This window comes from Streptomyces sp. NPDC048258 (assembly GCF_043201995.1).
GTDB lineage: Bacteria > Actinomycetota > Actinomycetes > Streptomycetales > Streptomycetaceae > Streptomyces.
This window is the reverse complement of the sequence record NZ_JBICZH010000008.1, coordinates 267,011-289,216: the sequence shown is the minus strand read 5'-3', so window position 1 is coordinate 289,216 and position 22,206 is coordinate 267,011. Positions and strand designations below refer to the sequence as shown.

General features: G+C 71.3%; 16 protein-coding genes and 1 pseudogene. 9 read left to right on the top strand and 8 right to left on the bottom strand.

Features of this window, described 5'->3' with window-relative positions:
* Nucleotides 1-42: 42 nt before the first annotated feature.
* Nucleotides 43-1,002, bottom strand: coding sequence for an aldo/keto reductase family oxidoreductase (locus ACGFYQ_RS20635; protein WP_393745813.1), 960 nt, complete (start codon nucleotides 1,000-1,002; stop codon nucleotides 43-45).
* Nucleotides 1,003-1,237: 235 nt separating this feature from the next.
* Between ACGFYQ_RS20635 and ACGFYQ_RS20630 the strand changes: the two genes are divergently transcribed.
* On the top strand, nucleotides 1,238-1,990 hold the full coding sequence (locus ACGFYQ_RS20630; RefSeq protein WP_393745811.1) for a class I SAM-dependent methyltransferase: 753 nt from the start codon (nucleotides 1,238-1,240) through the stop codon (nucleotides 1,988-1,990).
* Between the two features lie 25 nt (nucleotides 1,991-2,015).
* Nucleotides 2,016-2,948 (top strand): endonuclease/exonuclease/phosphatase family protein, encoded by a 933-nt coding sequence (locus tag ACGFYQ_RS20625; protein ID WP_393745809.1) that lies wholly within the window; start codon nucleotides 2,016-2,018, stop codon nucleotides 2,946-2,948.
* Here the strand turns inward: ACGFYQ_RS20625 and ACGFYQ_RS20620 are convergent.
* The 4 genes from ACGFYQ_RS20620 to ACGFYQ_RS20605 form a co-directional block, all read right to left on the bottom strand.
* On the bottom strand, nucleotides 2,935-4,440 hold the full coding sequence (locus ACGFYQ_RS20620; RefSeq protein ID WP_393745807.1) for a hypothetical protein: 1,506 nt from the start codon (nucleotides 4,438-4,440) through the stop codon (nucleotides 2,935-2,937). The two genes, ACGFYQ_RS20625 and ACGFYQ_RS20620, sit on opposite strands and share 14 nt — an antisense overlap.
* A gap of 50 nt (nucleotides 4,441-4,490) precedes the next feature.
* Complete coding sequence (locus tag ACGFYQ_RS20615; protein ID WP_393745805.1) at nucleotides 4,491-5,972, bottom strand: hypothetical protein; 1,482 nt, start codon at nucleotides 5,970-5,972, stop codon at nucleotides 4,491-4,493.
* The gene (locus ACGFYQ_RS20610) at nucleotides 5,965-9,735 is read right to left on the bottom strand and encodes a CDP-glycerol glycerophosphotransferase family protein (RefSeq protein WP_393745803.1); all 3,771 of its coding nucleotides are present in this window, start codon (nucleotides 9,733-9,735) and stop codon (nucleotides 5,965-5,967) included. Before ACGFYQ_RS20610 ends, ACGFYQ_RS20615 begins: the two co-directional genes overlap by 8 nt.
* A gap of 343 nt (nucleotides 9,736-10,078) precedes the next feature.
* Complete coding sequence (locus tag ACGFYQ_RS20605; RefSeq protein ID WP_393745801.1) at nucleotides 10,079-11,236, bottom strand: hypothetical protein; 1,158 nt, start codon at nucleotides 11,234-11,236, stop codon at nucleotides 10,079-10,081.
* Between the two features lie 381 nt (nucleotides 11,237-11,617).
* On the opposite strand from ACGFYQ_RS20605, the gene ACGFYQ_RS20600 reads away from it, so the two are divergent.
* From ACGFYQ_RS20600 to ACGFYQ_RS20570, 7 genes are all read left to right on the top strand, one after another.
* A complete protein-coding gene (locus ACGFYQ_RS20600) occupies nucleotides 11,618-12,823 on the top strand; it encodes a sensor histidine kinase (RefSeq protein ID WP_393745800.1) in 1,206 nt (401 codons plus the stop codon).
* Nucleotides 12,820-13,485, top strand: coding sequence for a response regulator (locus ACGFYQ_RS20595; RefSeq protein WP_393745798.1), 666 nt, complete (start codon nucleotides 12,820-12,822; stop codon nucleotides 13,483-13,485). Before ACGFYQ_RS20600 ends, ACGFYQ_RS20595 begins: the two co-directional genes overlap by 4 nt.
* 181 nt (nucleotides 13,486-13,666) lie before the next feature.
* A complete protein-coding gene (locus ACGFYQ_RS20590; RefSeq protein WP_393745796.1) occupies nucleotides 13,667-13,957 on the top strand; it encodes an SHOCT domain-containing protein in 291 nt (96 codons plus the stop codon).
* Nucleotides 13,954-14,814, top strand: a complete 861-nt coding sequence (locus ACGFYQ_RS20585; RefSeq protein WP_393745794.1) for an ABC transporter ATP-binding protein — start codon at nucleotides 13,954-13,956, stop codon at nucleotides 14,812-14,814. Before ACGFYQ_RS20590 ends, ACGFYQ_RS20585 begins: the two co-directional genes overlap by 4 nt.
* A complete protein-coding gene (locus ACGFYQ_RS20580) occupies nucleotides 14,811-17,381 on the top strand; it encodes an ABC transporter permease (protein WP_393745792.1) in 2,571 nt (856 codons plus the stop codon). Before ACGFYQ_RS20585 ends, ACGFYQ_RS20580 begins: the two co-directional genes overlap by 4 nt.
* A 318-nt stretch (nucleotides 17,382-17,699) precedes the next feature.
* A complete protein-coding gene (locus ACGFYQ_RS20575) occupies nucleotides 17,700-18,845 on the top strand; it encodes a gluconolaconase (protein ID WP_393745790.1) in 1,146 nt (381 codons plus the stop codon).
* A 53-nt stretch (nucleotides 18,846-18,898) separates the two neighbouring features.
* Nucleotides 18,899-20,056 (top strand): hypothetical protein, encoded by a 1,158-nt coding sequence (locus ACGFYQ_RS20570; RefSeq protein ID WP_393745788.1) that lies wholly within the window; start codon nucleotides 18,899-18,901, stop codon nucleotides 20,054-20,056.
* On the opposite strand, the pseudogene ACGFYQ_RS20565 reads toward ACGFYQ_RS20570, so the two are convergent.
* The 3 genes and pseudogenes from ACGFYQ_RS20565 to ACGFYQ_RS20555 all read right to left on the bottom strand — a co-directional run.
* Nucleotides 20,046-20,219: pseudogene (locus ACGFYQ_RS20565) on the bottom strand (IS701 family transposase); the annotation flags it as partial. The gene ACGFYQ_RS20570 and the pseudogene ACGFYQ_RS20565 sit on opposite strands and share 11 nt — an antisense overlap.
* A 95-nt stretch (nucleotides 20,220-20,314) precedes the next feature.
* Entirely contained in the window at nucleotides 20,315-21,118 is an 804-nt protein-coding gene (locus tag ACGFYQ_RS20560) for an Ig-like domain-containing protein (protein ID WP_393745786.1), read from the bottom strand.
* 664 nt (nucleotides 21,119-21,782) lie between these two features.
* Nucleotides 21,783-22,031 (bottom strand): hypothetical protein, encoded by a 249-nt coding sequence (locus ACGFYQ_RS20555; protein WP_393745784.1) that lies wholly within the window; start codon nucleotides 22,029-22,031, stop codon nucleotides 21,783-21,785.
* Between the last annotated feature and the right edge of the window lie 175 nt (nucleotides 22,032-22,206).

Here is a 22,206-nt window from a genome sequence, read left to right as displayed (position 1 = left end):
CCCCGGGCGCCGCCCCGGGACAGGGGGCCCAGGACAGGGGACTCAGGGCAGCGGGACTCCCCTGGCCGTGACCCACAGCTCGTACCACTCCTCGTGCGTCAGATCGGGCTCGCGGACCGCCGCGTCCCGGCAGGCGCGTATCCGGTCGGGCCGGGCGGTGCCGATGACCGGGACGATCCCGGCCGGGTGCCGGCTCAGCCACCACAGCAGCACCGACTCGGGTGTCGTGCCCTTGCGCCGGGCGAGGTCGGCCAGGAGCTCCGCGGTGGCCCGTTCGGCGGCCGTCTGCTGGCGGCCGGTGAACCGTCCCTGCGCCAGCGCTCCCCAGGCCTGGATGCGGATGCCGTGGTCGCGGCAGTGCTCCAGCGTGCCGAAGGGGAACCCGTTGCCCGCGGATTCGGGGGTGTTGAGCAGGACCCCGGCCTCGACCCAGTCCCGGTTGTGCAGGCTCATCTCCAGCTGGTTCGCCACCAGCGGTACGTCGAGCCGGGCCTGGAGGGAGGCGATCTGCGCGGCTCCCATGTTGGACACCCCGAAGTGCCGTACGAGGCCCTGCCGGTGCAGGGACATCAGCGCCGAGGCGATCTCGTCGGCGTCCGCGAGGGGGTCGGGCCGGTGCAGGAGGAGGACGTCGACCACGTCGGTCCGCAGCCGGGTCAGGCTCTCCTCCACGCGCCGCGTGATGCTCGGGCCGCGCAGGTCGTACATGCCGGGGCCGTCCTTGCCGGCCAGCCGTATCCCGCATTTGGTCTGGAGGGTGATGCGCTCGCGCAGCCCCGGCGTCCGCGCGAGCACCTCGCCGAAGACGGCCTCGGCCTTGCCGTGGCGATAGATGTCGGCGTGGTCGAATGCGGTGATCCCGCTGTCGAGGGCCGCACCGATCGCCGCCTCGGCGGCATCGATGTCCGCGGGTCCGTACGGACCGGGCTCCCAGCTCCCGCCCAGCCCCATGCACCCGTAGAGCACCCGGTCACCCCTCACGCCCGCCCCCTCGTTCGTCACGCCCCCACTCTATGGGGTGCCTCTCCCTGGAAAACCCGGCTCGGCAGGGCCGGTACTGCCCCCGAGACGCCCTTCTACGGGCACGGGAACGCCCGACCGTCGCCGCGCGAAGGGGGCGGGCTCCCTGCCCTGTCCGCAGGCCGCCGGAGGGGCGCGGGAGCGCCCCCGACACTGCCTCTGAGCTGGGTTTTCATACCTCCGAGACATACAATTCCCCTCTCGGGAAAGGGACTTGATGAACCAGAACGCGGACCGGAACATCCGCACCGTGGACGACGTACTGAACCTCCTGGACGGCTTGTTCGCGCCGGAGGCGGACCGCTGGACGGCCGGCGCGGCCTCCTGGTGGGACGGTTTCTACGCCGACCGCTCGAAGCCGGTGCCCTTCTTCGTGGCGAAGCCGGACGAGAACCTGGTCTCGTACCTCGACCGGGGCCTCATCACCCCGGGCCGCGCCCTCGATCTCGGCTGCGGACCGGGCCGCAACGCGCTGCGGCTCGCCGCCCTGGGCTTCGAGGTCGACGCGGTGGACCTGTCACCGACTGCCATCGCCTGGGCCGAGGACCGCGCCGGCGAGGCGGGGGCCGACGTCCGCTTCCACTGCGGCGACGCCTTCGCCCTCACCGCGTCCGAGTTGAGCGGTCCGTACGACCTGATCTACGACTTCGGCTGCTTCCACCACCTGCCCCCGCACCGCCGCATCAGCTATCTCGGCCTCCTCGACCGGGTCCTCGCGCCCGGCGGCCACCTCGCCCTCACCTGCTTCGCAGCCGGCGGGATGGGCTCCGAACTGCCCGACGCGGACTTCTACCGTCAGTCCCGCCTGCACGGCGGCCTCGCCTACACGCCGGAGTCCTTGCGCTGGATCTTCTCCGACCTCACCGAGGTCGAACTGCGCCGTATGCGCGACGAGCCGCCCGAGTCCCCGCTCTTCGGCGAGCCCTTCCTGTGGACGGCACTGTTCCGGTCCCCCCGATGCACCGCCTGACCGGCCCATACTCAATGATGGCGGGATGCACAGACACACTGGGACCGGGATACGTCGTCGATCGCGCCGCTTCGGCCGCGTGGTGACGGTCCTCGGTCTGCTGACCACGGCGGCCTGCACGACCGGGCGCACCGCCTCGATGCCGCCGTCGCTCAGTCCCGAGCCCAAGGCGGACACCGTGTCCGTGGCCACGTGGAACATGTGCGGTGTGGAGCAGTGGGGCTGCGAGGACACGGGCAGCCCGAACGAGAAGTTCCAGCAGCTGCGCGCCCTGGCCGACGGACGCGGGGTGCGCGTCATGCTCCTCCAGGAAGTCTGCTCCGAGGACCTGCTGTCGGCCGCCCGTCGCCTGGGCAAGGACTGGCACAGCGAGTTCGATCCCTACGTCAGCGTGGACGAGGCGGGCCGCAGTGTTCCCGTCACCTGCACCGGAGAGGGCCGGGGCCAGGCCGGCTCCGGTCTGCTCGCCGCCTCCCCGCTCACCGAGGTAAAGGCCGTGCCGACCCAGCAGCCGACGGCCGGACTGCACCGGCGGTTCCTGTGCGCCCAGGTTCCGGCCCAGGCGATCCGGGTGTGCAACGCGCACGTCGCCCTGCGCGGCACCGATACGGTGCACCCCGAGTGGGACTTCCGGGACGACCAGCTCCGCTCGCTCTTCGAGGCCGCGTCCGAGGACGACCGTACGATCGTCGGCGGTGATTTCAACTCGCCGCCGCCGGTCGGCGGTAGCCCGACCAGCTGGCTCTGGCCGGCCGAGGCCTACAGCACGTACCAGGAATGCGACCAGAAGGGCGTCTCCCGGGCGGGACGCCGCACCCACGCGGACGGGGCGAAGATCGACTACCTGTTCACGACGCTGCCGCGCACCGCCTGCCAGGTGGTGGAGACCAAGTTCTCCGACCACCGGGCCCTGGTGATGCGGGTGACCCGTCCGGCCCCGGAGATCAGTATCTGGTAGCGGTGTAACCGCCCTGTGCCGGCACGATGTAGGCGTTCATGAGGACGAAGGGGACGGAGGTCCAGGCGGAGGCGTTGCCCATCGCGTCCACCGCCACGGCCTCGACGAAGTGCTCGCCATCGTTCCAGGCCCAGCCCGGATCCCAGGCCCAGGAACCGTCGGCCATCACGTCGCACGCCCCCAGGGCCGTGCCGCGCTCCTGGAAGTCCACCCGCACCGCGCCCGGGGCGAAACCCGTGAAGCGCACCGCCGGGCCCTGCACCTGCTGCTGGGGAACCGGGGACGTCACGGACAGGACGAGCGACGGGGCCGGCGCCTGCGCGGCCGCCCCGGCCGGGGCGGGAACCTGCGACGGTGCGACGGCCTCGTCGGTGGCGGTGAACACCACTTCGCTGCGCCCGGAGTGGAAGTTGTTCGCGTCCACCCCGAACATCCGCACCACGTGCCGCCCCTTGGCCCAGGGCTTCTCCCGCTCCCAGGTCCAGCTGCCGTCGGGGGCGACCGCCGGGGAACCCTGGAACTTCCCGTTCTCCCAGATGCTCACCCGGACCGCACGCGGAGCGGACCCCACGAAGCGGACCGCGTGCGCCGGCAGCCGCTCCTCCGCCGCCGGCATCAGCACCACCGGCGCCGGGAAATCGTCCCCCCGCACCTGGGAGGTCGCCGAGAGGTACCCGTCGATGCCGGACGTGTCGCGCTCCGGCTCCTCGCGGCCGTTGCGCACGGCGCCTATGCGGGGGACGATCCCGTGGATGACGAGGTTCAACAGCCCCACCATGGAAGGGATGTTCCGCGTGGTCACCTTGTCGTGACCGGAGATCAGCGGAGAGTCGTTGAAGATGAAGTTGAAGTTCTCGTAGCCCTGGAACAGTCCGAGGTACGGCTCGATGTGGATCGCGTACTGCCGGTCCTGGGGCGAGGAGATCAGGTAGATGTTGGCCGAGCGGTTGGCACTGCCGCGGACCACCTCGGGAAGCACCGAGTCGAGGAAGCGCACCTTGTCGTCGGTCACCTCCCCCATCATCGCGCGGGCGGAATCCGCCATGGCACTCACGACGAACGTTCCGATCCGGAACTGCGGCACGCTGGCGATGATGTTCTTGTAGCCGTACTTCAGGCCGAAGTGGAGCGCCGCGCTGCCTCCCTTGGAACTGCCGAACATCGTGCACTGGTCCGGTGTCAGCGACAGGGCGTTCATCACGCGCGCGATGAGCCCCGCGACCGACTGCTCGATGCCGAAGTCCATCCCCTGGCACAGGTAGTAGCTGTTCGCGCCGTCGAAGGAGTCCCGGATCCACAGGATGTTCGACCGGAGGTTGTCGAGGATTCCGCCCCCCATCCCGTACTCACCGGGCGCGTTGAGGTTGGCGAACACCACGACGAGGTGGCGGTTCCCGTTCTTCGCGTGGGAGAACCGGTACTCGACGGGAACCGGCCCGGAGGCATCCACGCCCGTGATGACGCGGCGCTCGTTCTTCGCTGTGTTAGACATGCTCGGAATCCATTCTTCTCACCGGCCTGGCACGAACCCGCCCCCGCGGGTCAGTGCCTCGCGCCGGGGTAGCCGCCTGGCGCGGGGACGGTGTAGGAGCCCGCCACCGCGAAGGGGACGGAGATCCAGGCGGAGGCGTTGCCGCCGGCTCCCACCGCGACCGCCTCCACGAAGTGCGGCCCCTCGGTCCAGGCCCAGTTCGACTCCCAGGACCAGCTGCCGTCCGCCATCACGGGGCAGGCTCCCAGGCTCACTCCGGCCTCTTGGAACTCCACCCGCACCGCACCGGGCGCGAAGCCCGCGAATCGGGCGACCGGGCCCGGCACCTGCTGATGGGCGCCCGGCGAGGTCACCGTCAGCGCCAGGGGCTGGGCCGGCGCGGACACCGGAGCCGGCCCCTCCACCGGGTCCGCGACCGTGAAGACGACTTCGCTGCGCCCGGAGTGGAAGTTGTTCGCGTCCACCCCGAACATCCGCACCACGTGCCGCCCCTTGCTCCACGGCTTGTCCCGCAGCCAGGTCCAGCTGCCGTCGGGGGCGACCGCCGGGGAACCCTGGAACTTGCCGTTCTCCCAGATGCTCACCCGGACCGCACGCGGAGCGGACCCCACGAAGCGGACCGCGTGCGCCGGCAGCCGCTCCTCCGCCGCCGGCATCAGCACCACCGGCGCCGGGAAATCGTCCCCCCGCACCTGGGAGGTCGCCGAGAGGTACGCCTCGATCCCGGCCGTGTCGCGCTCCGGCTCCTCGTAGCCGTAGCGGACGCCACCGATCACGGGGCTGACTCCGTCGACGAGGAGGTTCAGCAGACCCATGATGACGGGGACGTTGTGTGCCACCACGTTCGGATGGCCGCTGACCAGGGAGGAGTCGTTGAAGATGAAGTTGAAGTGCGGGTACCCCTGGAACAGTCCGAGGAACGGTTCCACCTGGCGCGCGAACTGCTCGTCCTGGGGCGAGGAGATCAGGTAGATGTTGGCGGCGGGGTTCGGCCGACTGCGCACCAGGTCGGGGAGGACCGAGTCGAGCACGCGCACCTTCTCCTCCGTCACCTCCCCCATCATCAGCCGCGCGGCGCCCGGAACGGCCTCCCTGACGTACGTCCCGATCAGGAACTCGGGCACGCTGGTCACGATGTTGCGGTAGCCGTACTTCAGCCCGAACCAGAGCGCCGCGCTGCCGCCCCCGGAACTGCCGATCATGGTGCATTGGTCCGGTGTCAGCGACAGGGCGTTCATCACGCGCGCGATGAGCCCGGCGACCGACTGCTCGATGCCGAAGTCCATCCCCTGGCACAGGTAGAAGCTGTTCTCACCGTCGAAGGAGTCGCGGATCCACAGGATGTTCGACCGCACCTTGTCGAGGACTCCGCCCGACATCCCGTAGTCGTCGGGCGCGGCCACGTTCGCGAAGACGACGACCAGATGCCGATTCCCGTTCCTGGCGTGGGAGAACCGGTACTCGACGGGAACCGGCCCGGAAGCATCCACACCCGTGAAGACGCGGCGCCCGCTCTTCGCTGCGTTAGACATGCTCGGAATCCATCCTTCTCACCGGCTGCCGTGGCACCTGGCCGAGGGTGCCCCCATTCCAGGACCCCGCCTGGGCGGGGGCGTGGCCGCCCGCGGGGCCGACGGCCGTACCCACGGCCGGTGCCTGCGCGTGCGCGGGGTCGAGGTCTCCGCCGGCGATCAGGATGCGGTCGGTCAGCCGGGCCGCCGCGTAGCCGTCGTCGAGGTCGCAGAACTCCTGCTGGAACCAGCGGTAGCGGGCCGCGTAGCCCTGCTGGATCCGGTCGATGTTGCGGATCGCCCCGATCAGTTCCGGGGAGCTGAAGAGCAGCGGACCGGGCGCGGACTGCTCGAAGTCGAAGTAGAAACCGCGCAGGGTGTCCCGGTAGTGGTCGAGGTCGTAGGTGAAGAACAGGATCGGCCGCCCGGTGTTGACGAAGTCGAACATCAGGGAGGAGTAGTCCGTGATCATCACGTCGGCGATGAGGGAGAGGTCCGCCATGTCCGGGTAGTCGGACACGTCGAAGACGAACCCGTCACCGGCGCCGGGCACCGGGTCCACCACGTTGGGGTGGCGGCGCACCAGCAGGACGTGGTCGTGGCCCAGCTGCGCCCGGGCGTCCTCCAGGTCGATGCGGAAGTCGAGCTTGTACTTGCCCGGGGCGTAGAACTGGTCGTCGCGCCAGGTCGGTGCGTACATGACGACCCGCTTGCCGGGCGGGAGCCCGATGCGGCGGCGCACTTCCGCCGCCCGCTGTCCGGAGTCCGCGCGGCGCAGGATGTCGTTGCGCGGGTAGCCGCTCTCGACCATCTCGCCGGGGAACTGGAAGGCGCGCTTGAGGATCGGGGTGCTGAAGCTGTTCGGGGACACCAGCATGTCCCAGTTCTGCACCTCCTTCTCCACCCGCTCCAGGTACCGCTTGTCCGCGAAGTGCACGGCCTCGATGTCGTGCCCGATCTTCTTCAGCGGCGTGCCGTGCCAGGTCTGTACGACGACCTGCCCGTCGCGCTTCTGGAACCAGTCGGGCAGGTGGTTGTTGGCCACGATGTAGCGGGCCCTGCCCATGGCCTCGTACCAGTCCGGGGACCACATGCGGACGGGGCGGGCGGTCGGGGGAACCGCGACCTGGTCGTCGCGCACGACCCACAGGTGTTCGAGGTCGACGCCCCGGCGCACCATCTCCTCGTGCAGGGCGCGCGGGCTGTCGGAGTACTGGGTGCCCTTGAACGCGTCGAACAGCACCGCCTGATTCAAGGACTTGCGGCGGGCGTCCGGGTAGGTCTTGGTGCGCATCAGCTTCTGCCGGTACGGGCCGCGCGCCTCGTCGGGCATCGCCGAGTGGACCAGGAGCGAGAGCCGGTCGTACGCCTCCGCCTGCAGTTCGTAGCGCCGCTCGTCGGCGGTCATCTCGCTGGGGAACGTGGGGATCAGTTCCTGCGCCATCTTGACCATGAGGTCGTTGGACCGGTTCTCCGGGGTGACCGCGGAGGGGTCCTGGCGGCGCAGGAAGAAGTCCCAGCGGCCGGAGGCCAGCGGAATGTCGCCGGCCAGGGTGCGCATGGCGGCGGGCGTGAGGACGAAGCGGAACTCCTGGCCGTACCAGGTGATGGGGACGACGCGCTCGGCGCCGTGCGCCCGGGAGCGGACGACGATGTGGGCCGCGGCGTACTCGGACGCGTTGAGCATGTCCTCCGCCGCGTAGCCGACAACGACCTCCAGGGAGCCGTCCGGGTGCCAGGTGGCCGCCGTGGCCAGCGGCAGGGTGTCGCGCTCGAACAGCACCACGTAGCCGGAGCCGTTGCGGTGGACGAAGACCTCGCGGTCCGCGGCCTGCGTCTGCAGGGGGGCCGGCAGGCGGTAGTGGCCGTCGGTGGCCTCCTCCGCCATGACGGGGTAGATGGCCGCCTTGCGGCCCTCGACGTGGAGGGTGGTCTTCCAGCCGTTGCTGCCGGTGTTCCAGGTCTGCGGGACCCCATCGCCGGAGTTCGTACGGTGGCCGGGCACCAGCGCCTTGACCGGGATGCGGGTGACGAAGGTGTACCAGCCCTCGCCGCCGGGCTTGAAATGGACCCAGGAGTCGTGTCGCCCGGCGCCGGCCATGCTGGTCACCCGGAACTTGCCCCACTCGGGCAGCTTGGGGCCCAGGTAGACACCGCCGAGTTCGAGGTTGTCGCCGACGATCCGGTGCCGGGTGATGCGGCAACGGACGATCTCCACACGGAGCTTGAGCTTGCCCTGGAGGAAGAGCGGTACGACGCGGGTGTTCTTCTCGACGTACTGGTAGGGCGGGTTGGCGGCGGTGCCCGCGCCGCCACGGGCGATGCCCTTGTAGCGGAACAGCCCGCGGCTCAGCACGCCGGCGGCCACGTCCCATGTTCCTTCGACCCACTGGCCCTTGCGCTTGAGGCGGGCGGTGTCGAAGCTGACCTGGAATCCGGACCAGTCGTAGCAGTAGCGGTTCTGGTTGGAGTGCTCGGTGGCCTGCGGGTAGTACGTGGTCTTCGCCTTCGCGACGACGACCCGGCCCTGCTTCTTGTTGCGCAGCGCGATGGCCTTCATCGACATGTGCCGCTTGTGCACGTTGATGAAGCGGACGTACGCGGATCCTTCGAGCTTCAGGTGGCCGGAGTCGTCCCAGAGCGCGCTGGTCAGCGAACCGTGCAGCGACAGTTCCTTGTCGAGCCGGTAGGCGCTCTTGTCGAGGCCGATCGAACGGTCCCCGAGATAGGGGTAGTTGAGGTACCGGTGCAGGCGCCGCTGAACGGGCAGCGGCCCGCCCTTGCGCTCGAACTCGACGACGTCGAGCAGTTCCTTCAGCCGTCCCTCGCGCACCAGCAGCCATTTGACGCGGGCATCGGCGGGGAGTTCGTCGATGATGTCCTCGTCGGCCTCGTCCAGGAACTCGTTCGCCCAGTGCATGAAGGCGTCCTGGTATTCCGCGTCGGCGTCCGGCAGCACCTTCAGATGCAGCATCAGGTCGGACTTCAGACAGGCGAGATCGTACTTCCGCTTGTGATCGCTGTACGACCTGGCGCGGTGTCCGGCGAGGAACCGGCTGACCGACTGCACGGCGGCGACCCGGTCCTGCAGATTGCTGAACTCGGTATGCCGCTGCGTGATGGAGGGCGCGGCCCCTCCCTCACGCCGGCGCCAGAAGTAGACGATGTCCGTGAGGATGTCCACCTTGGTCGCACGGAAATGGGCGAACATGTTGACCCAGGAGTCCTCATACATGACTCCCTCGGGGAAAGCGATGTAGTGGTAGTCCCAGAAGGACCGCCGGAACAGCTTGTTCCAGACCGTCCGGTCGTAGATGAGCTCCGGCACCTTGGTGATGTGGGTACCGCGCTTGCTGCGCTGCATGGGCGCCTTGTGCAGCGGGGACTGCCACTTCTTGGTGGAGTTCATCATCTGCACGTTGCCCGACACGAAGTCGGAGCCGGAGGCTTCGAGGGTCCGCACGAGCAACTCGTAGGCGTACTCGGGTATGACGTCGTCGCCGTCGACGAATGCCAGGAATTCCGCCTGGGGATGAGCCGCGCGAATACCGACATTGCGGGCATGTCCCGGTCCCATCGACTCCTGACGCAGGAGCCTGAACCTGGAGTCCCGGCGGGCGAAGTCCGCGGCGATCGCTGTGGAGGAGTCCGTCGAGCCGTCGTCGACCATGACGACCTCGAGGTCGGGGAACGTCTGCCTGGCTATCGATTCCAGGCACTCTTCGAGGTATATCTCGACGTCCTGGAAGGGAACGACAACACTCAGGCGGGGCGTACCTGCCACTCAGAAAACTCCTCGATCGCCACTCTTCTGTCGGCGTGTGGCCACCTGCCGTGACACGAAGCCAGATCCGCCCCCGCCGCTCACCACCGCCGCCCCTCGCCTCGCCCGTCCTGCCCGGCGCCGGGCCCGCACACTTATGCGACCTTCACAGGGCGTGTGCAGCCTAGGCCAATTGTTTGACGCCGAGCAAGTATGCGGAAACGCTCCGGCCGCACAATGTTTCGCATGTGTTAATGAGCAACTACATCAAGGGAGTAGCGGGCTCGCCGGCTGTCCATTTGGGCGGGGGAACAACCGGAATGACCAATTCACCCCACCAGGCCGAATGACTCGGTGATGAAGCTCACCCCACGCACTGCCACGCGCCGAACGCGAGCCCCTCGGCCGCGAGATCCTGCCGGGCGATCCGCAGCCCGCCATCCGTGTCAATCATCGCGATCGTGACCGAGCCGCGGGCGTCGAGGGCCATGGCCGGGAGCCCTGCGCACCGGTCCCCCACGGGGGCCCACCAAGCCCCGTACTGCTCACCCTGCGTGGGGTAGGCCGCAATCTCCGGGTATCCCTCGGCGCCGCGCTGGAGGAGGACCGTGCAGTCGTATCCGTTGATGGGCGTACGGACGACGCCGACCGGGCCGACGCCGCCCGCGCCGCCCAGGGACATGAACCCACTCGTCGTCACCACGCCGAATCCTTGCGGTCGGCAGGCGGCGACGGTGCCGTCCGCCGGGGCGCGCCAGAAGTGGGTGGCGACGCCGGGACTCGTCTCGCAGGAGCTGTACGTCCCTTCGACGGCGTCCGCTTCCATCCGGCCCAGCCAGGCGAAGCCCCCCTCCCCCGGCTTCGTCTGGCCCATCTGCACGGCCCCACCCCGGAAGGGTGCCAGGAATCCGACCCGGCCCTGGATCGGAGCGGTCGGCACGACCGCACCGCGCACCCACCTGAGCTCGTGGTCGGCCCAGGCCGTCCATGACCCGTCGGAGCGCTGGGTCCGGGCGCGGACGCCCGCCCCGAAACGGGTGACGAAGTAGTGGAGGGAGCCCGATCCGTCGGCGAGGACGACAGGGGCGCCCGGGGCGGGTGCCGAATCGCCGCCCGGCGGGAAGGGATTGCCCACGGCGCGCCAGTCGCTCAGCGGCCGACTTGTCTGGTATTGGGCCGCTATGGCGAATTCACGGCCGTCCGGCGCCCCGTCCCGGTAGCGGGTGGCGGCGAACCAGACGAAGCCGTTGCGGTCCTGGGTCAGCGTGTACTGGCCGGTCCAGCCCTCCACGGGGAACAGGTCGGGCCCGTGCCAGACGTCGGAGCCGGGTGCCGACTCGGTCCAGCGCACCAGACCCTCGGCGCAGCTGGCGTAGGCGGTCAGCCGGCCGTCGCACCCCAGGCGCAGCCAGCCCGGGGTGGCGTGTCCGCCGTCGGCCGCCGCGGCTATCTCGGAGCCCGGGACCGCGGGCTCGCCGGAGGCGGTCCCTCGGCCCGTGTCCGCACGTCCGCGTCGCGCCATGTCCTGCCCACTCCTGTCCACGCTTGTCACTTTTGTCCGATCGGGCCCGGCGGGCCGTGGGACAACTTACGGCAGCGCGGGGACCGGCCGATGCCTGGGTCCGATGCCCATGACCGCCTCGGCATCCGTGCAACCTAGCCTGATCGGGCGCCCTCCACCACCGGCGGTCCGGGCGTCTCGGAGTACGGTCCGCGCGGGCCGGGGACAACTCACCGCGCACGCCGCGGGGCGCGGGGACCGCCGCCTCGCCGAGGCGACGAGGGCGCACGGGGTGAGGCGGCGAGGGCGCACGGGGTGAGTCCTCGTACTACCCGGGGAGTACGCCGCGAACGCTACGCCGGGGTGACGCGGGTGACGGCCGGTGCGCACTAGCGTGGCCGTATGGAAGAGCAGCGTGCGCGCCCGGGTCCGCCGTGGCGGCGGTGGGTGGAGCGGACCGGACGGGGGCCGGGCTGGCGCTCCGTGCTGCTCGTCGCCGTCTTCGCGCAGGCCGGCTCCAACTGGGCCGCTCAGGCGCAGACCGGGCGGGTGCCGCTGGACGCGTTCGCGCGGGTCCTGCTGCTGCTCGGGCCCGCGCTGCTGCTGGCACGGCACCGGTATCCGGTGGCCGTGGTGTACGGGGTCAGTGCCGTCACCCTGGTGTACATCGGCGCCGGGTACCCGTACGGCCCGGTCTTCGTCAGCCTGGCGCTGGCCTGCTTCGCCGCCGTCTGGGCCGGTCACCGGAGAGCCGCCTGGGGGGCCGTCGGGCTGCTCTGGGCCGGGCACCTGCTCATCGGCCACTGGCTGTACCGGTGGCTTCCGCCCGCCGGCGACGGGCCGGCGCCCTGGGGGCAGGAGCTGGGCATCACCGCGTGGGTGCTGGCGATGCTCGCCGTCTCCGAGCTGGTCCGCGTACGCCGGGAGCAGTGGGCCCGTGACCGGGCCGAGCGGGCGGCGGCCGAGCGGCGCCGGGTGGACGAGGAGCGGCTGCGCATCGCCCGCGAGCTGCACGACGTCCTCGCGCACAGCATCTCGGTGATCAACGTCCAGGCGGGCGTCGGGCTGGCCCTGCTCGACAGCGACCCCGAGCAGGCCCGTACGGCTCTGACCACCATCAAGGCCGCCAGCAAGGAGGCGCTGGGCGAGGTCCGGCAGGTCCTCGACACCCTGCGTACTCCCGGTGACGCACCGCGCACCCCCGCGCCCGGTCTCGACCGGCTCCCCGAGCTCGTCGAGCAGGCCTCGGCGGCCGGGCTCGACGTGGCCGTGGCGCCGGAGGGCACGGCGCGGGCGCTGCCCCCGGGTGCGGACCTCGCCGCCTTCCGCATCCTGCAGGAGGCGCTGACCAACGTGGTGCGGCACTCCGGTTCGCGGACCGCCCGGGTCCGCCTCTTCTGGCGGCCGGACACCCTGGAGCTGCGCGTGGACGACGACGGCCCCGCCACCGGGGGCGCCGCGGGCGGCAGTGGAAACGGTCTCGTCGGGATGCGTGAGCGGGCCGCGGCCCTGGGTGGCACGATCGAGGCCGGCCCACGTCCCGACGGGGGTTTCCGGGTGGTCGCGAGGCTGCCGCTGGGGCCCGTCGCGTCCAAGGAGGACTCGTGATCCGCGTACTGCTCGCCGACGACCAGCTGCTCGTCCGGGCCGGGTTCCGGGCGCTGCTCGACGCACAGCCCGACATCGAGGTGGCGGGCGAGGCGGCCGACGGCGACGCGGCCGTACGGCTGGTGCGGGAGCTGCGCCCCGACGTCGTGCTCATGGACATCCGGATGCCGGTGCTGGACGGGCTGGCCGCCACCCGCCGGATCACCGAGGACGGGAAGCTGGCCGCGGTCAGGGTCGTCATGCTCACCACCTTCGAGCTCGACGAGTACGTCTTCGAGGCGATCCGGTCCGGTGCCTCGGGCTTCCTGGTCAAGGACACCGAGCCGGAGGAACTGCTGCGCGCCGTCCGGGCGGTGGTGGAGGGCGACGCTCTGCTGTCCCCGGGTGTGACGCGCCGTCTGATCGCGGAGTTCGCGGCCCGCTCGAAGCAGCCCGCGGCCGCGGCGGAGCTCGGGCGGCTCACCGACCGGGAGCGGGAGGTGATGGCGCTGGTGGGCATGGGCCTGTCCAACGAGGAGATCGCCCGCCGCCTGGTCGTGAGCCCGCTCACCGCGAAGACCCACGTCAGCCGGGCGATGGTGAAACTCGGTGCCCGGGACCGGGCCCAACTGGTGGTCCTGGCCTACGAGTCCGGGCTGGTCCGGCCCGGCTGGCTCGGCTGACCCCGGCCTCCTGCGACCCGCGACGCTCCCCCGTCCCGGCACCCGCGCGCCCGCGCGCCCCGGCCCCGTACTCCCGGGGAAGTACGCACGGTGCAGCCGGCCGTACGACGACCCGACCCCTCTCCCGGAGCCAGTCTCGGAGTGAGACGAAACGTCCACGCTTCCGAGGAGCTGAACCGAGATGAACACCCTCACCACCCTCGCGTACGACGGGCCCGGCCCGTGGATCCTGTTCTTCCCGCTGATCTGGGCGGCGGTCGTGATCGGCGCCGTGACGGTACTGCGCCGCACCGTGTGGCGCGGCCGCCGCGGGCCGTGGCAGGCCCGGGGGGCGGCGTACGGCGAGCAGTCGCCGATCGCGGTCCTGGGGCGCCGCTTCGCGTCCGGGGAGATCGACGAGGACGAGTACTGGCGGCGGCTGTCCGTGCTGGACGAGCAGTTCGGCCCGGCCTCCAAGGGCGGTGCGGCATGAGCACCGTCAGCGCCGTGCCGGGCGGCGGCAGCGACGCCGCCGCCCGGGTCGTCGACGCACGGAAGGTCTACGGCCGGGGCGACACCGAGGTCCGGGCCCTGGACGGGGTGAGCGTCGACTTCCCCGCCGGCCGCTTCACCGCGATCATGGGGCCGTCCGGTTCCGGCAAGTCCACGCTGATGCACTGCGCCGCCGGGCTGGACACGCTCACCTCCGGATCGGCCTTCATCGGCGGTACGGAGCTGGGAGCGCTCGACGACCGCGGGCTCACCCTGCTGCGCCGCGAGCGCGTCGGCTTCGTCTTCCAGGCCTTCAACCTGGTCCCCACCCTCACGGTCGCCGAGAACATCACCCTTCCGCAGGACCTCGCGGGCACCCGCGCCGACGGCGCGTGGCTCGACAGCCTCATCGACATCGTCGGCCTGCGCGACCGGCTGCACCACCGGCCTTCCGAACTGTCCGGCGGCCAGCAGCAGCGGGTCGCCGTGGCCCGCGCCCTCGCCGGCAGCCCCGACGTCGTCTTCGCCGACGAGCCGACCGGGAACCTCGACTCCCGCTCGGGCGAGGAGGTGCTGGGGCTGCTCGGCCGGGCGGTGCGCGAAATGGGCCGCACGGTCGTGATGGTCACCCACGACCCGGTGGCCGCCGCCCACGCGGACGAGGTCGTCTTCCTCGCCGACGGGCGGCTGGTCGACCGGATGGCGGCTCCGACGGCCGAGCGCGTCCTGGACCGGCTCAAGGCCTTCGACAACCGTTCACCGAGTTCACCGAGTTCGCCGAGTTCCGCGAATTCCCCGAGTTCTTCGAGCTCCCCGGAGGCCGCTTCGGCCCTCGCACCGTCGGGGGTGGAGTCATGAGTGCCGCCCGTACCACCCTGCGGCTGAGCACCGCTTCGCTGCGCGCCCACAAGCGGCGCTTCGCCGGGACGTTCATGGCCGTACTGCTCGGCGCCGCCTTCTTCGCCGGCACCCTCGTCATGGGCGACACCCTCCGCGCGAGCTTCGACAGCATGTTCGCGGGCGCGGCGAGCGGGACCGACGCGGTCGTCCGCAGCTCCCGCGTCGTCACCGTCCCCGGCGAGGCCCAGGGCAGCCGGCAGCCCGTGCCCGCGGACCTCGCCGAGCGGATCCGGCGTACGCCGGGGGTGGCCGCGGCGGAGCCGGACATCAAGGGCGCGGGACAGCTCGTCGGCTCGAACGGAAAACCGATCGGCGGCCAGGGCCCGCCCACGCTCGCGGGCAACTGGATCACGGACCCGCAGCTCAACCCGTACCGGCTCGCGGAAGGCCGCGCGCCCCAGGCCTCCGGTGAGGTCGTCGTCAACCGGGGCACCGCCGCCAAGGGCGGGCTGAAGATCGGCGACACGACGGTGCTGCGCACCCCCGACCCGGTCCGGGTGACCGTCGTCGGGCTGGCCACCTTCGGCGGCGCGGACGGCATGGCCCAGGTCACGTACACGGGGATGACCCGGGCCGACGCGGAGAAGTATCTGACGTCCGGGCCCGGTCAGGCGGCCTCCATCCAGGTGCGGGCCGGCCCGGGCACCAGCCAGCGGGAACTGGTGGCCGCGCTGGCCCCCGTGCTGCCGCAGGGCGTCGAGGCGATCACCGGTGAGGAGTCGGCCCAGGAGAACACCGACATGATCTCCGGCCAGTTCCTGTCCCTGTTCACCACCCTGCTCCTCGTCTTCTCGGGCATCGCCCTGCTCGTCGCGACCTTCAGCATCCACAACACCTTCGCGATCGTGGTCGCCCAGCGCACCCGCGAGAACGCCCTGTTGCGCGCGCTCGGCGCCTCCCGCCGCCAGGTCGTCGGCGGCACGCTGGCCGAGGCCGCGGTCGTGGCCGTCCTCGCCTCGGCGGCCGGGCTGCTCGGCGGCATCGGGATCGCCGCCGGGCTCCAGGCACTGTTCCCCGCCATCGGATTCCCCTTCCCCGAGGGCGACTTGGTGATCAGCGGCCTGTCGATGCTGCTGCCCCTCGCGGTGGGCGTCACCGTCTGTCTCGGCTCCGCCCTGCTGCCGGCCGTACGGGCCGGGCGTACCGCTCCGCTGGCGGCGCTGCGCGAGAGCTCCGTGGACGACTCCGGGACCTCGCGGGCCCGGACGGCCGTCGGCGCCGGACTGGGCGCGGCCGGCCTCGGGGTGATCCTGACCGGGGTGCTGGCCGTACCGTCCCTGTGGCTGTCCGGGGCGGGTGCGGTGCTGGTGACGGCCGCGTTCGTCGTCCTGGGGCCGGTCGCGTCCTCGTCCGCCGTACGGATCCTCGCGCGCCCGCTGGTACGGCTGCGCGGGGTGACCGGCGCACTGGCCGGGCGCAACGCCCGGCGCAGTCCCAAGCGGACGGCGTCGACCGCGACCGCGCTGATGATCGGCGTCGCCGTCGTCTCGCTCTTCACCGTCTTCGGGGCCTCTTTGAAGGCGACGATGGACCGGACCGTGTCGCGGTCCTTCGCCGGTGACGTCGCCATCAGCGCGCCCGCGTTCGGGGCCGGCGGCAGCGGCCTCAGTCCGGCGCTGGCACCGGCGGTCGCGGCGCTGCCCGAGGTGGCGAGCGCGGTCGGCCTCGGCAAGGGGGCCGCGGAGGTCGACGGCTCCGGCCGCGCGCTGACGGTCACCGACCCGGCCGCCCTCGCGGTGGACCTCGACCTCGGAGCCGTCCGGGGCCGACTCGACTCGCTCGGCGCGGACGGGATCGCCGTGGCCGGCCAGGAGGCCGACCGGCACGGCTGGCGGCCCGGCAGCACGGTGGAACTCGCCTTCACCGACGGGCAGAAGCAGCGCTTCACGGTCCGCGCGGTGTACGGGCGCTCGGAGCTCGCGGGCGACTACGTCATCACGCGGACGGCCTGGGCCCCGCACCACACGCAGGACACGGACAGGCTGGTGGCCGTCACCTTCAAGGACGGGGTGTCGGTGGCGGACGGTACGGCGGCGGTCGAGCGGACCGCGGAGCGGTTCGGCGGCCCGGAGGTGCAGACGCGCGAGGCGTACGCGCAGTCCTCGGCGGGCGGCATCGACATGATGCTCACCCTCGTCTACGCGCTGCTCGCGCTCGCCGTGCTGATCGCCCTCCTGGGCATCGCCAACACGCTCACCCTCGCGGTGTACGAGCGCACCCGTGAGCTGGGTCTGCTGCGGGCGGTCGGCCAGAGCGGGGCGCAGCTGCGGGCCATGGTCCGCTGGGAGTCGGTCCTGGTCGCGGCGTTCGGCACGGCCGGGGGGCTGGCCCTGGGAGGCTTCCTCGGGTGGGTCCTGGTGAAGGCTTCGGACGGGACGAGCGACAGCGCCTTCGCCTTCGCCGTCCCGCCGTCGCAACTGGGCGTCGTCGCCCTGGTCGGTGTCGCGGCGGGCGTCCTGGCGGGCTGGCGTCCGGCCCGGCGGGCGGCGCGCCTGGACATCCTGCGCGCCATCGCCGCCGACTAGCCGGGCCCGGACGACCCGGCCCACTCCGGCCTGACCCGCTCCGGCCTGACCCGCTCCGGCCCGGCCCGCGCGCGTACGGCACGGCGCGCCGCCGGCTCGCACCGGCGCACACCCGCAAGAGCGGCGCGTCCCGGCAGCGGCACATCCCCGCCACTTCCCGACCGCCCCCGGCCCCGCACGCGGTCCGGGACCACGGATCCGGCCACACCGGACGTCCCACGCCGCCGGGGGACGGGCCGGTCCGACCGTCGCCGAAAGGGTGATCACGCAGGTGGAAAGGGGGTTGTCCGGTTTTCACCCCATGACCATTTCCGCTCGATGATCATCCTGCACCGGCCGCGTAGTTTCACCATGCACCGGAAACATCTCATTTCCGCGACGCAGGGAGACCTCAGGTACATGTCGGAGAAAAGCGCGAAGAGTGATGTGGGCAAGGCCTATATCAACGACGTGTTCATGCGCCACCCGCTCACCACGCGGAACCAGGACGAGCTCGAAATTCCGGCCAAGGCCGAAGCCATCCTGGAGCGGAACAAATTGCGGGGCGCGCTGAAGAGGACCCCCGAAGGAGGGGGCGAGCCGATCAGCCCCATCGGGTTCTCGTTGAACAAGAAGCGCTACGGCGAGTTTCCCGAGGATGAGAAGACGGCGCAGGAGCGCGGGTGGCGCGCGTTCATGAACATGGGCGTACCGGTCGTCGAAGAGCGGAGCGACATCACGCAGCCGCCGCCCGACATGATCTCCAAGCAGACGTACATCAACGGCACCGACCCCGTCAAGATAACCGTGACGGACACGGTCGAGTTCTCCGTCTCGAACACGATCAACTGGTCGCTCCAAGGCGAGGTGAAGCTCACCTTCGGGGCGAAATCCATCGCATCGCTGCAGCAGGAGATGCAGAAGAGCATGGCGATGCAGCAGTACCAGAAGACCACCCTGAAGAACAGCAAGGACAATCAGGGCGTCGACCAGGAGTCCCAGACAGAGGCGACGAGCACGACGACGGCCACGACTTCCGCCACGGGCACGGGTGAGCTGTGGGCGGACCTGCTGCTCGGCATCACCGCCTCCGTCAGCGGTTCGCTGACCACTGAATGGAAACACCAGTCGTCGGTCAGCCTGGAAGTGATGAGCCGGGCGGACGTCATGGCCACGACCCGCCGCCAGGTGAGGCAGTTCGACTACGAATTCCCGGTCACCTTCGGGGGATGGGTCGCCTTGTACTACCCCCGGCCGGTGGAAGTCAGGGGAACTCCCCCGCAGGCCAAGGAGCCGAAGTACTCCCGGGTCGTCGCATGGAAACTCGGTGACTCCGTCGAGGACCGCGGCAACTTCGATCTGGCCGATGAAGGCAAGAGGTTCATGCAGAAGGGGGCGGCCGAAATCGTGGCCGTCCGCACCGGGGAACACCGGGTCTTCCAGCCCGAGACACTCGACTACGAGAGCCAGAAACAGCCTCTCTGAAACGGCGACCACCCACCGGGCAGGCCAGATCAGCCACATCAGGAGGAACTCTCGTGTCATTCGGAAACATCTTCGACGGCGGCGGCAGCGGAGCCGACTCCGCCAAACAGTCCGCTGAAGCGCTCGGCAAGGACACCCCCGGGGCCGGCGACGTCTCGGACGCCGTCCGCAAAATGGAGAGTGAGCGCGACCCGTGGCTCGTGCGTCAGACGGCGCACGGGGCGTTCGACGTCATGGGTTTCCTCAATCCCCTCTTCCAGAAATTCCATGACGCGGCCGCCGATCAGCGTCAGGTCTCCGAGGACCCCGGTTCGACGTCCGCCATGGCCTCGTCGACCCTGAAGGCGGCCGGACCGCCGAAGGTGAGCATCGGCGAGGACGACATGCCGAAGCTCGAAGACCTGTCGAAGCTCATGGCCACAAGGCGGAGCTTCGCCCTCATCGCGACGGGCCTGGGGACTTCCGAGGGCCTCGCGGTGGACCCGTCGCAGAACACGGCGTACGTCGCCGACCGGGGCGGCCAGAAGATGTCCGCGGTGAAGATCTCCACCGGCGCGCAGCGCGTGGTCGCGAGCAGCCTGGGCGACGTCTGCGATGTGAAGCTGGACGGGAAGGGCAAGGCCTACGCCGCCGACTACGGCAACGGGCGCCTGCTCGCGGTGGACCTGTCCACCGGCACCTCCAGCGTGGTCGCCAGTGTCCCGGGCGCGTACGGCCTCGCGCTGGACGGAAACGGCAAGGCCTACGTCGTCAGCCACAGCGAAGGGAAGCTGATCGCGGTCGACCTGCAGAAGGGGCAGAAGACCACGGTCGCCACCGGCCTGCCGGTCGGCGTCTCCGCAGTGGCGCTGGACGGCAAGGGCAAGGCGTACGTCGGCCAGAAGGACCACGGCGGCAGCCTGTACGAGGTCAACCTGGCCGACGGCACGAAGCGCCTGGTGACCACCCTCCCCGGGGCGAGCGCCATGCGCATGGAGCTCACCGGCGACGGCAAGGCGTACACCCTCGACCACACGAACGGCCGCCTGTACGAGATCACCCTGGCCGACGGCGCGCAGCGCGTGGTGGCCAGCGGCCTGGCGACGTGCGAAGGACTCGCACTGGACACCGTCAACGGCCAGATCTACGTCAGCAACCGTGAAACCCAGCTCTGGCAGATCACCCAACGCGACACCCAGCCCATGGGCGGCGTCGGCAAGGTCACGGCGTAGGACGTCCTCCACAGCCGGGCGGGCATGAGGCGTGGGCGAGCATGGCCAGGGTGATGTGCCGGTACCGGCCGACGTATCGGCGGACTTCGTACTCGTCGAGGCCGCATTCGTTCTTCGCGGCCTGGAAACACTCCTCGATCGCCCAGCGTATCCCGGCCACCCTCGCCTGTCTGCGCCGCTGAAGTGCCGGGCGGCGGGCGGAGTTCCGCCCGCCGCCCGGACCCTTCAGCGTCCGGTCACGGTCGGATCACCGTCCGGTCAGCCGCATTGACCGAAGCGGGGACCCTTGACGGTGTTCCCGCTCAGGAACGGCGCCGGTTCGTTGCCCGCGCAGCGCAGCGGGCCCGTGATGGCGTTGCCCCCGCAGCCGTCCGTGCCGTCGGCCGTCCCGCCGATCAGAACGTGACCGCTGGTCCCGTTGACGGTGACCGGCCCGGCGAGCTGCGACCGGCAGAGGGTGACGGCGAGCGCACCGTCGGCGGTGAGCGGACCCGTGATCCGGGCGTCCGACACGGCCAGGGCGCCGCCCTGCTGCACCACGACCGGTCCGGTCTGCGCGCCGCCGGAGCCGATGCACACCGATTCGCCCGCGGCCACGGTCAGGGCGCCGTGGTGCTCCGCCGTGAGGCACGGGCCGCTGAATCCCACGGACATCTCGGCGGGGGCCGGGGGGTCGCTCGGTGTGAACTCGGCGTCGCCGCTGTAGTGCGCGGTGACGGTGTGGGAGCCGGGCTGGAGTCCGGCGGTGCTGAAGCGGGCGAGGCCGTCGCTGACCGGCACGGTGGCGAGTGTCCTCGTACCGTCCGAGAAGCTGACCGATCCGCCCGGGGTGCCGGCCACCGCGTTCGCCGGAGCGACGGCGGCGGTGAAGGTGACGGCGTGCCCGAACAGCGGGTTGGCCGTGTCCGGGGTGAGGGTGAGCGTCGTCCCGTAGCGGAACGAGACGACCGCCTTGCCGTTGCCGTGCCGGACGCCGGGGATGAGGGAGACCTCGGTCGCCGCGGCGCGGGGGGCTACGCCAACGGCGCTCCTCCCAGCGGCATCGGAGGGAGCCGCGGACACCGTTCCGTCCGCGCCGGGACACGGGCACCGGCCCGCGCCGGCCCCGGCGTGCGCGGGCACCGCACCGCGCTGCGGGGGGCGGTTGAGCCTGCGGCAGCGACACCGCAAGGCGTCGTGGACGGGTGGGCCACGTCCTTCGGGCTCCGACGCAGCGCTGACCACGCGGACACGCGAAAGGCACCAGCCCGTCACCTCCGCGTGCGCGAGCGGAGCCTGTCGGCGGTGGCGCGGGCCGCCATACGCTCAGACGCCGAACGCAGCCTGTCCGGGCGTAGACGCCGAGGCGCCGGCCCGGGACGACCCCGGCGTCTGCGCGGGCCCCGCCGTTCCGGCGTCGGCGCAGCGCTGACCGCGTGGGGATACGGGGCATCGACCGGGCCGCCTCCACCGTGCACGGGCCCCAGCCACAGGGAGCCACGGACCCCGCCCTACGGGCGCCGGCGCACGGGCGTGCACCCGCCGGACAGCGGGACGCGTGCCCGAGCGGCTCCTCCTAGCATGAGCCGGGTGAGCCGGTCTCGGCGTCGGCCCAGCAGTGACCGAGCGGGGAGCGAACGCATCGGCCGGGCCGCCTCCCGGAGTGGGACGGGCGCCCCGCCCCACCGCCGAAGCGTGTGCGCGGACAGGACCGCGCCGCGGCGGGCCGGTCAGGCCCGCGGCGGCGTCACGGGAGGTCGTCGGTCGGCGGGTCCGCCATATACACGTGGGGGGTGTCGGCGTCCCACTCCAGCAGTTCCGCACCGCCGAGGACCACGTCGTCGGGGTCGGGCATGCCGGCCCGTCGCAGGAACTCGATGACATCCTCGTCCGAGCGGGCCACACCGAGGGACTCCTCACCTCTCGCGGTCCGCAGCGTCACCTGCCGGCCTCCCGACGGGAAGATCCGGTGCACGACGACCGGTGCATGATGCATACCACCAGCCTCACCCCGGCGGCCGGACCCGGCACCCCGGGGACCCGCTAGTGCTGTGGCCGGAAAGGTTTGCCGGGGCGCGGCTCCCCCAGCTACCTCCCCCAGACTCCGTCCGGGGGGACCCCCAGGGAGGTGCCCCCAGGTGCGGTGCATCGCAAGGCGGAGGGCCGCGGCT

Excerpts from the sequence above, each read along its gene's own strand:
- ACGFYQ_RS20630 (WP_393745811.1), top strand. The coding sequence starts at position 1,238 with ATGAACCAGAACGCGGACCGGAACATCCGCACCGTGGACGACGTACTG.
- ACGFYQ_RS20625 (WP_393745809.1), top strand. The coding sequence starts at position 2,016 with ATGCACAGACACACTGGGACCGGGATACGTCGTCGATCGCGCCGCTTC.
- ACGFYQ_RS20620 (WP_393745807.1), bottom strand. The coding sequence starts at position 4,440 with ATGTCTAACACAGCGAAGAACGAGCGCCGCGTCATCACGGGCGTGGAT.
- ACGFYQ_RS20615 (WP_393745805.1), bottom strand. The coding sequence starts at position 5,972 with ATGTCTAACGCAGCGAAGAGCGGGCGCCGCGTCTTCACGGGTGTGGAT.
- ACGFYQ_RS20605 (WP_393745801.1), bottom strand. The coding sequence starts at position 11,236 with ATGGCGCGACGCGGACGTGCGGACACGGGCCGAGGGACCGCCTCCGGC.
- ACGFYQ_RS20600 (WP_393745800.1), top strand. The coding sequence starts at position 11,618 with ATGGAAGAGCAGCGTGCGCGCCCGGGTCCGCCGTGGCGGCGGTGGGTG.
- ACGFYQ_RS20590 (WP_393745796.1), top strand. The coding sequence starts at position 13,667 with ATGAACACCCTCACCACCCTCGCGTACGACGGGCCCGGCCCGTGGATC.
- ACGFYQ_RS20585 (WP_393745794.1), top strand. The coding sequence starts at position 13,954 with ATGAGCACCGTCAGCGCCGTGCCGGGCGGCGGCAGCGACGCCGCCGCC.
- ACGFYQ_RS20580 (WP_393745792.1), top strand. The coding sequence starts at position 14,811 with ATGAGTGCCGCCCGTACCACCCTGCGGCTGAGCACCGCTTCGCTGCGC.
- ACGFYQ_RS20575 (WP_393745790.1), top strand. The coding sequence starts at position 17,700 with ATGATCATCCTGCACCGGCCGCGTAGTTTCACCATGCACCGGAAACAT.
- ACGFYQ_RS20555 (WP_393745784.1), bottom strand. The coding sequence starts at position 22,031 with ATGCATCATGCACCGGTCGTCGTGCACCGGATCTTCCCGTCGGGAGGC.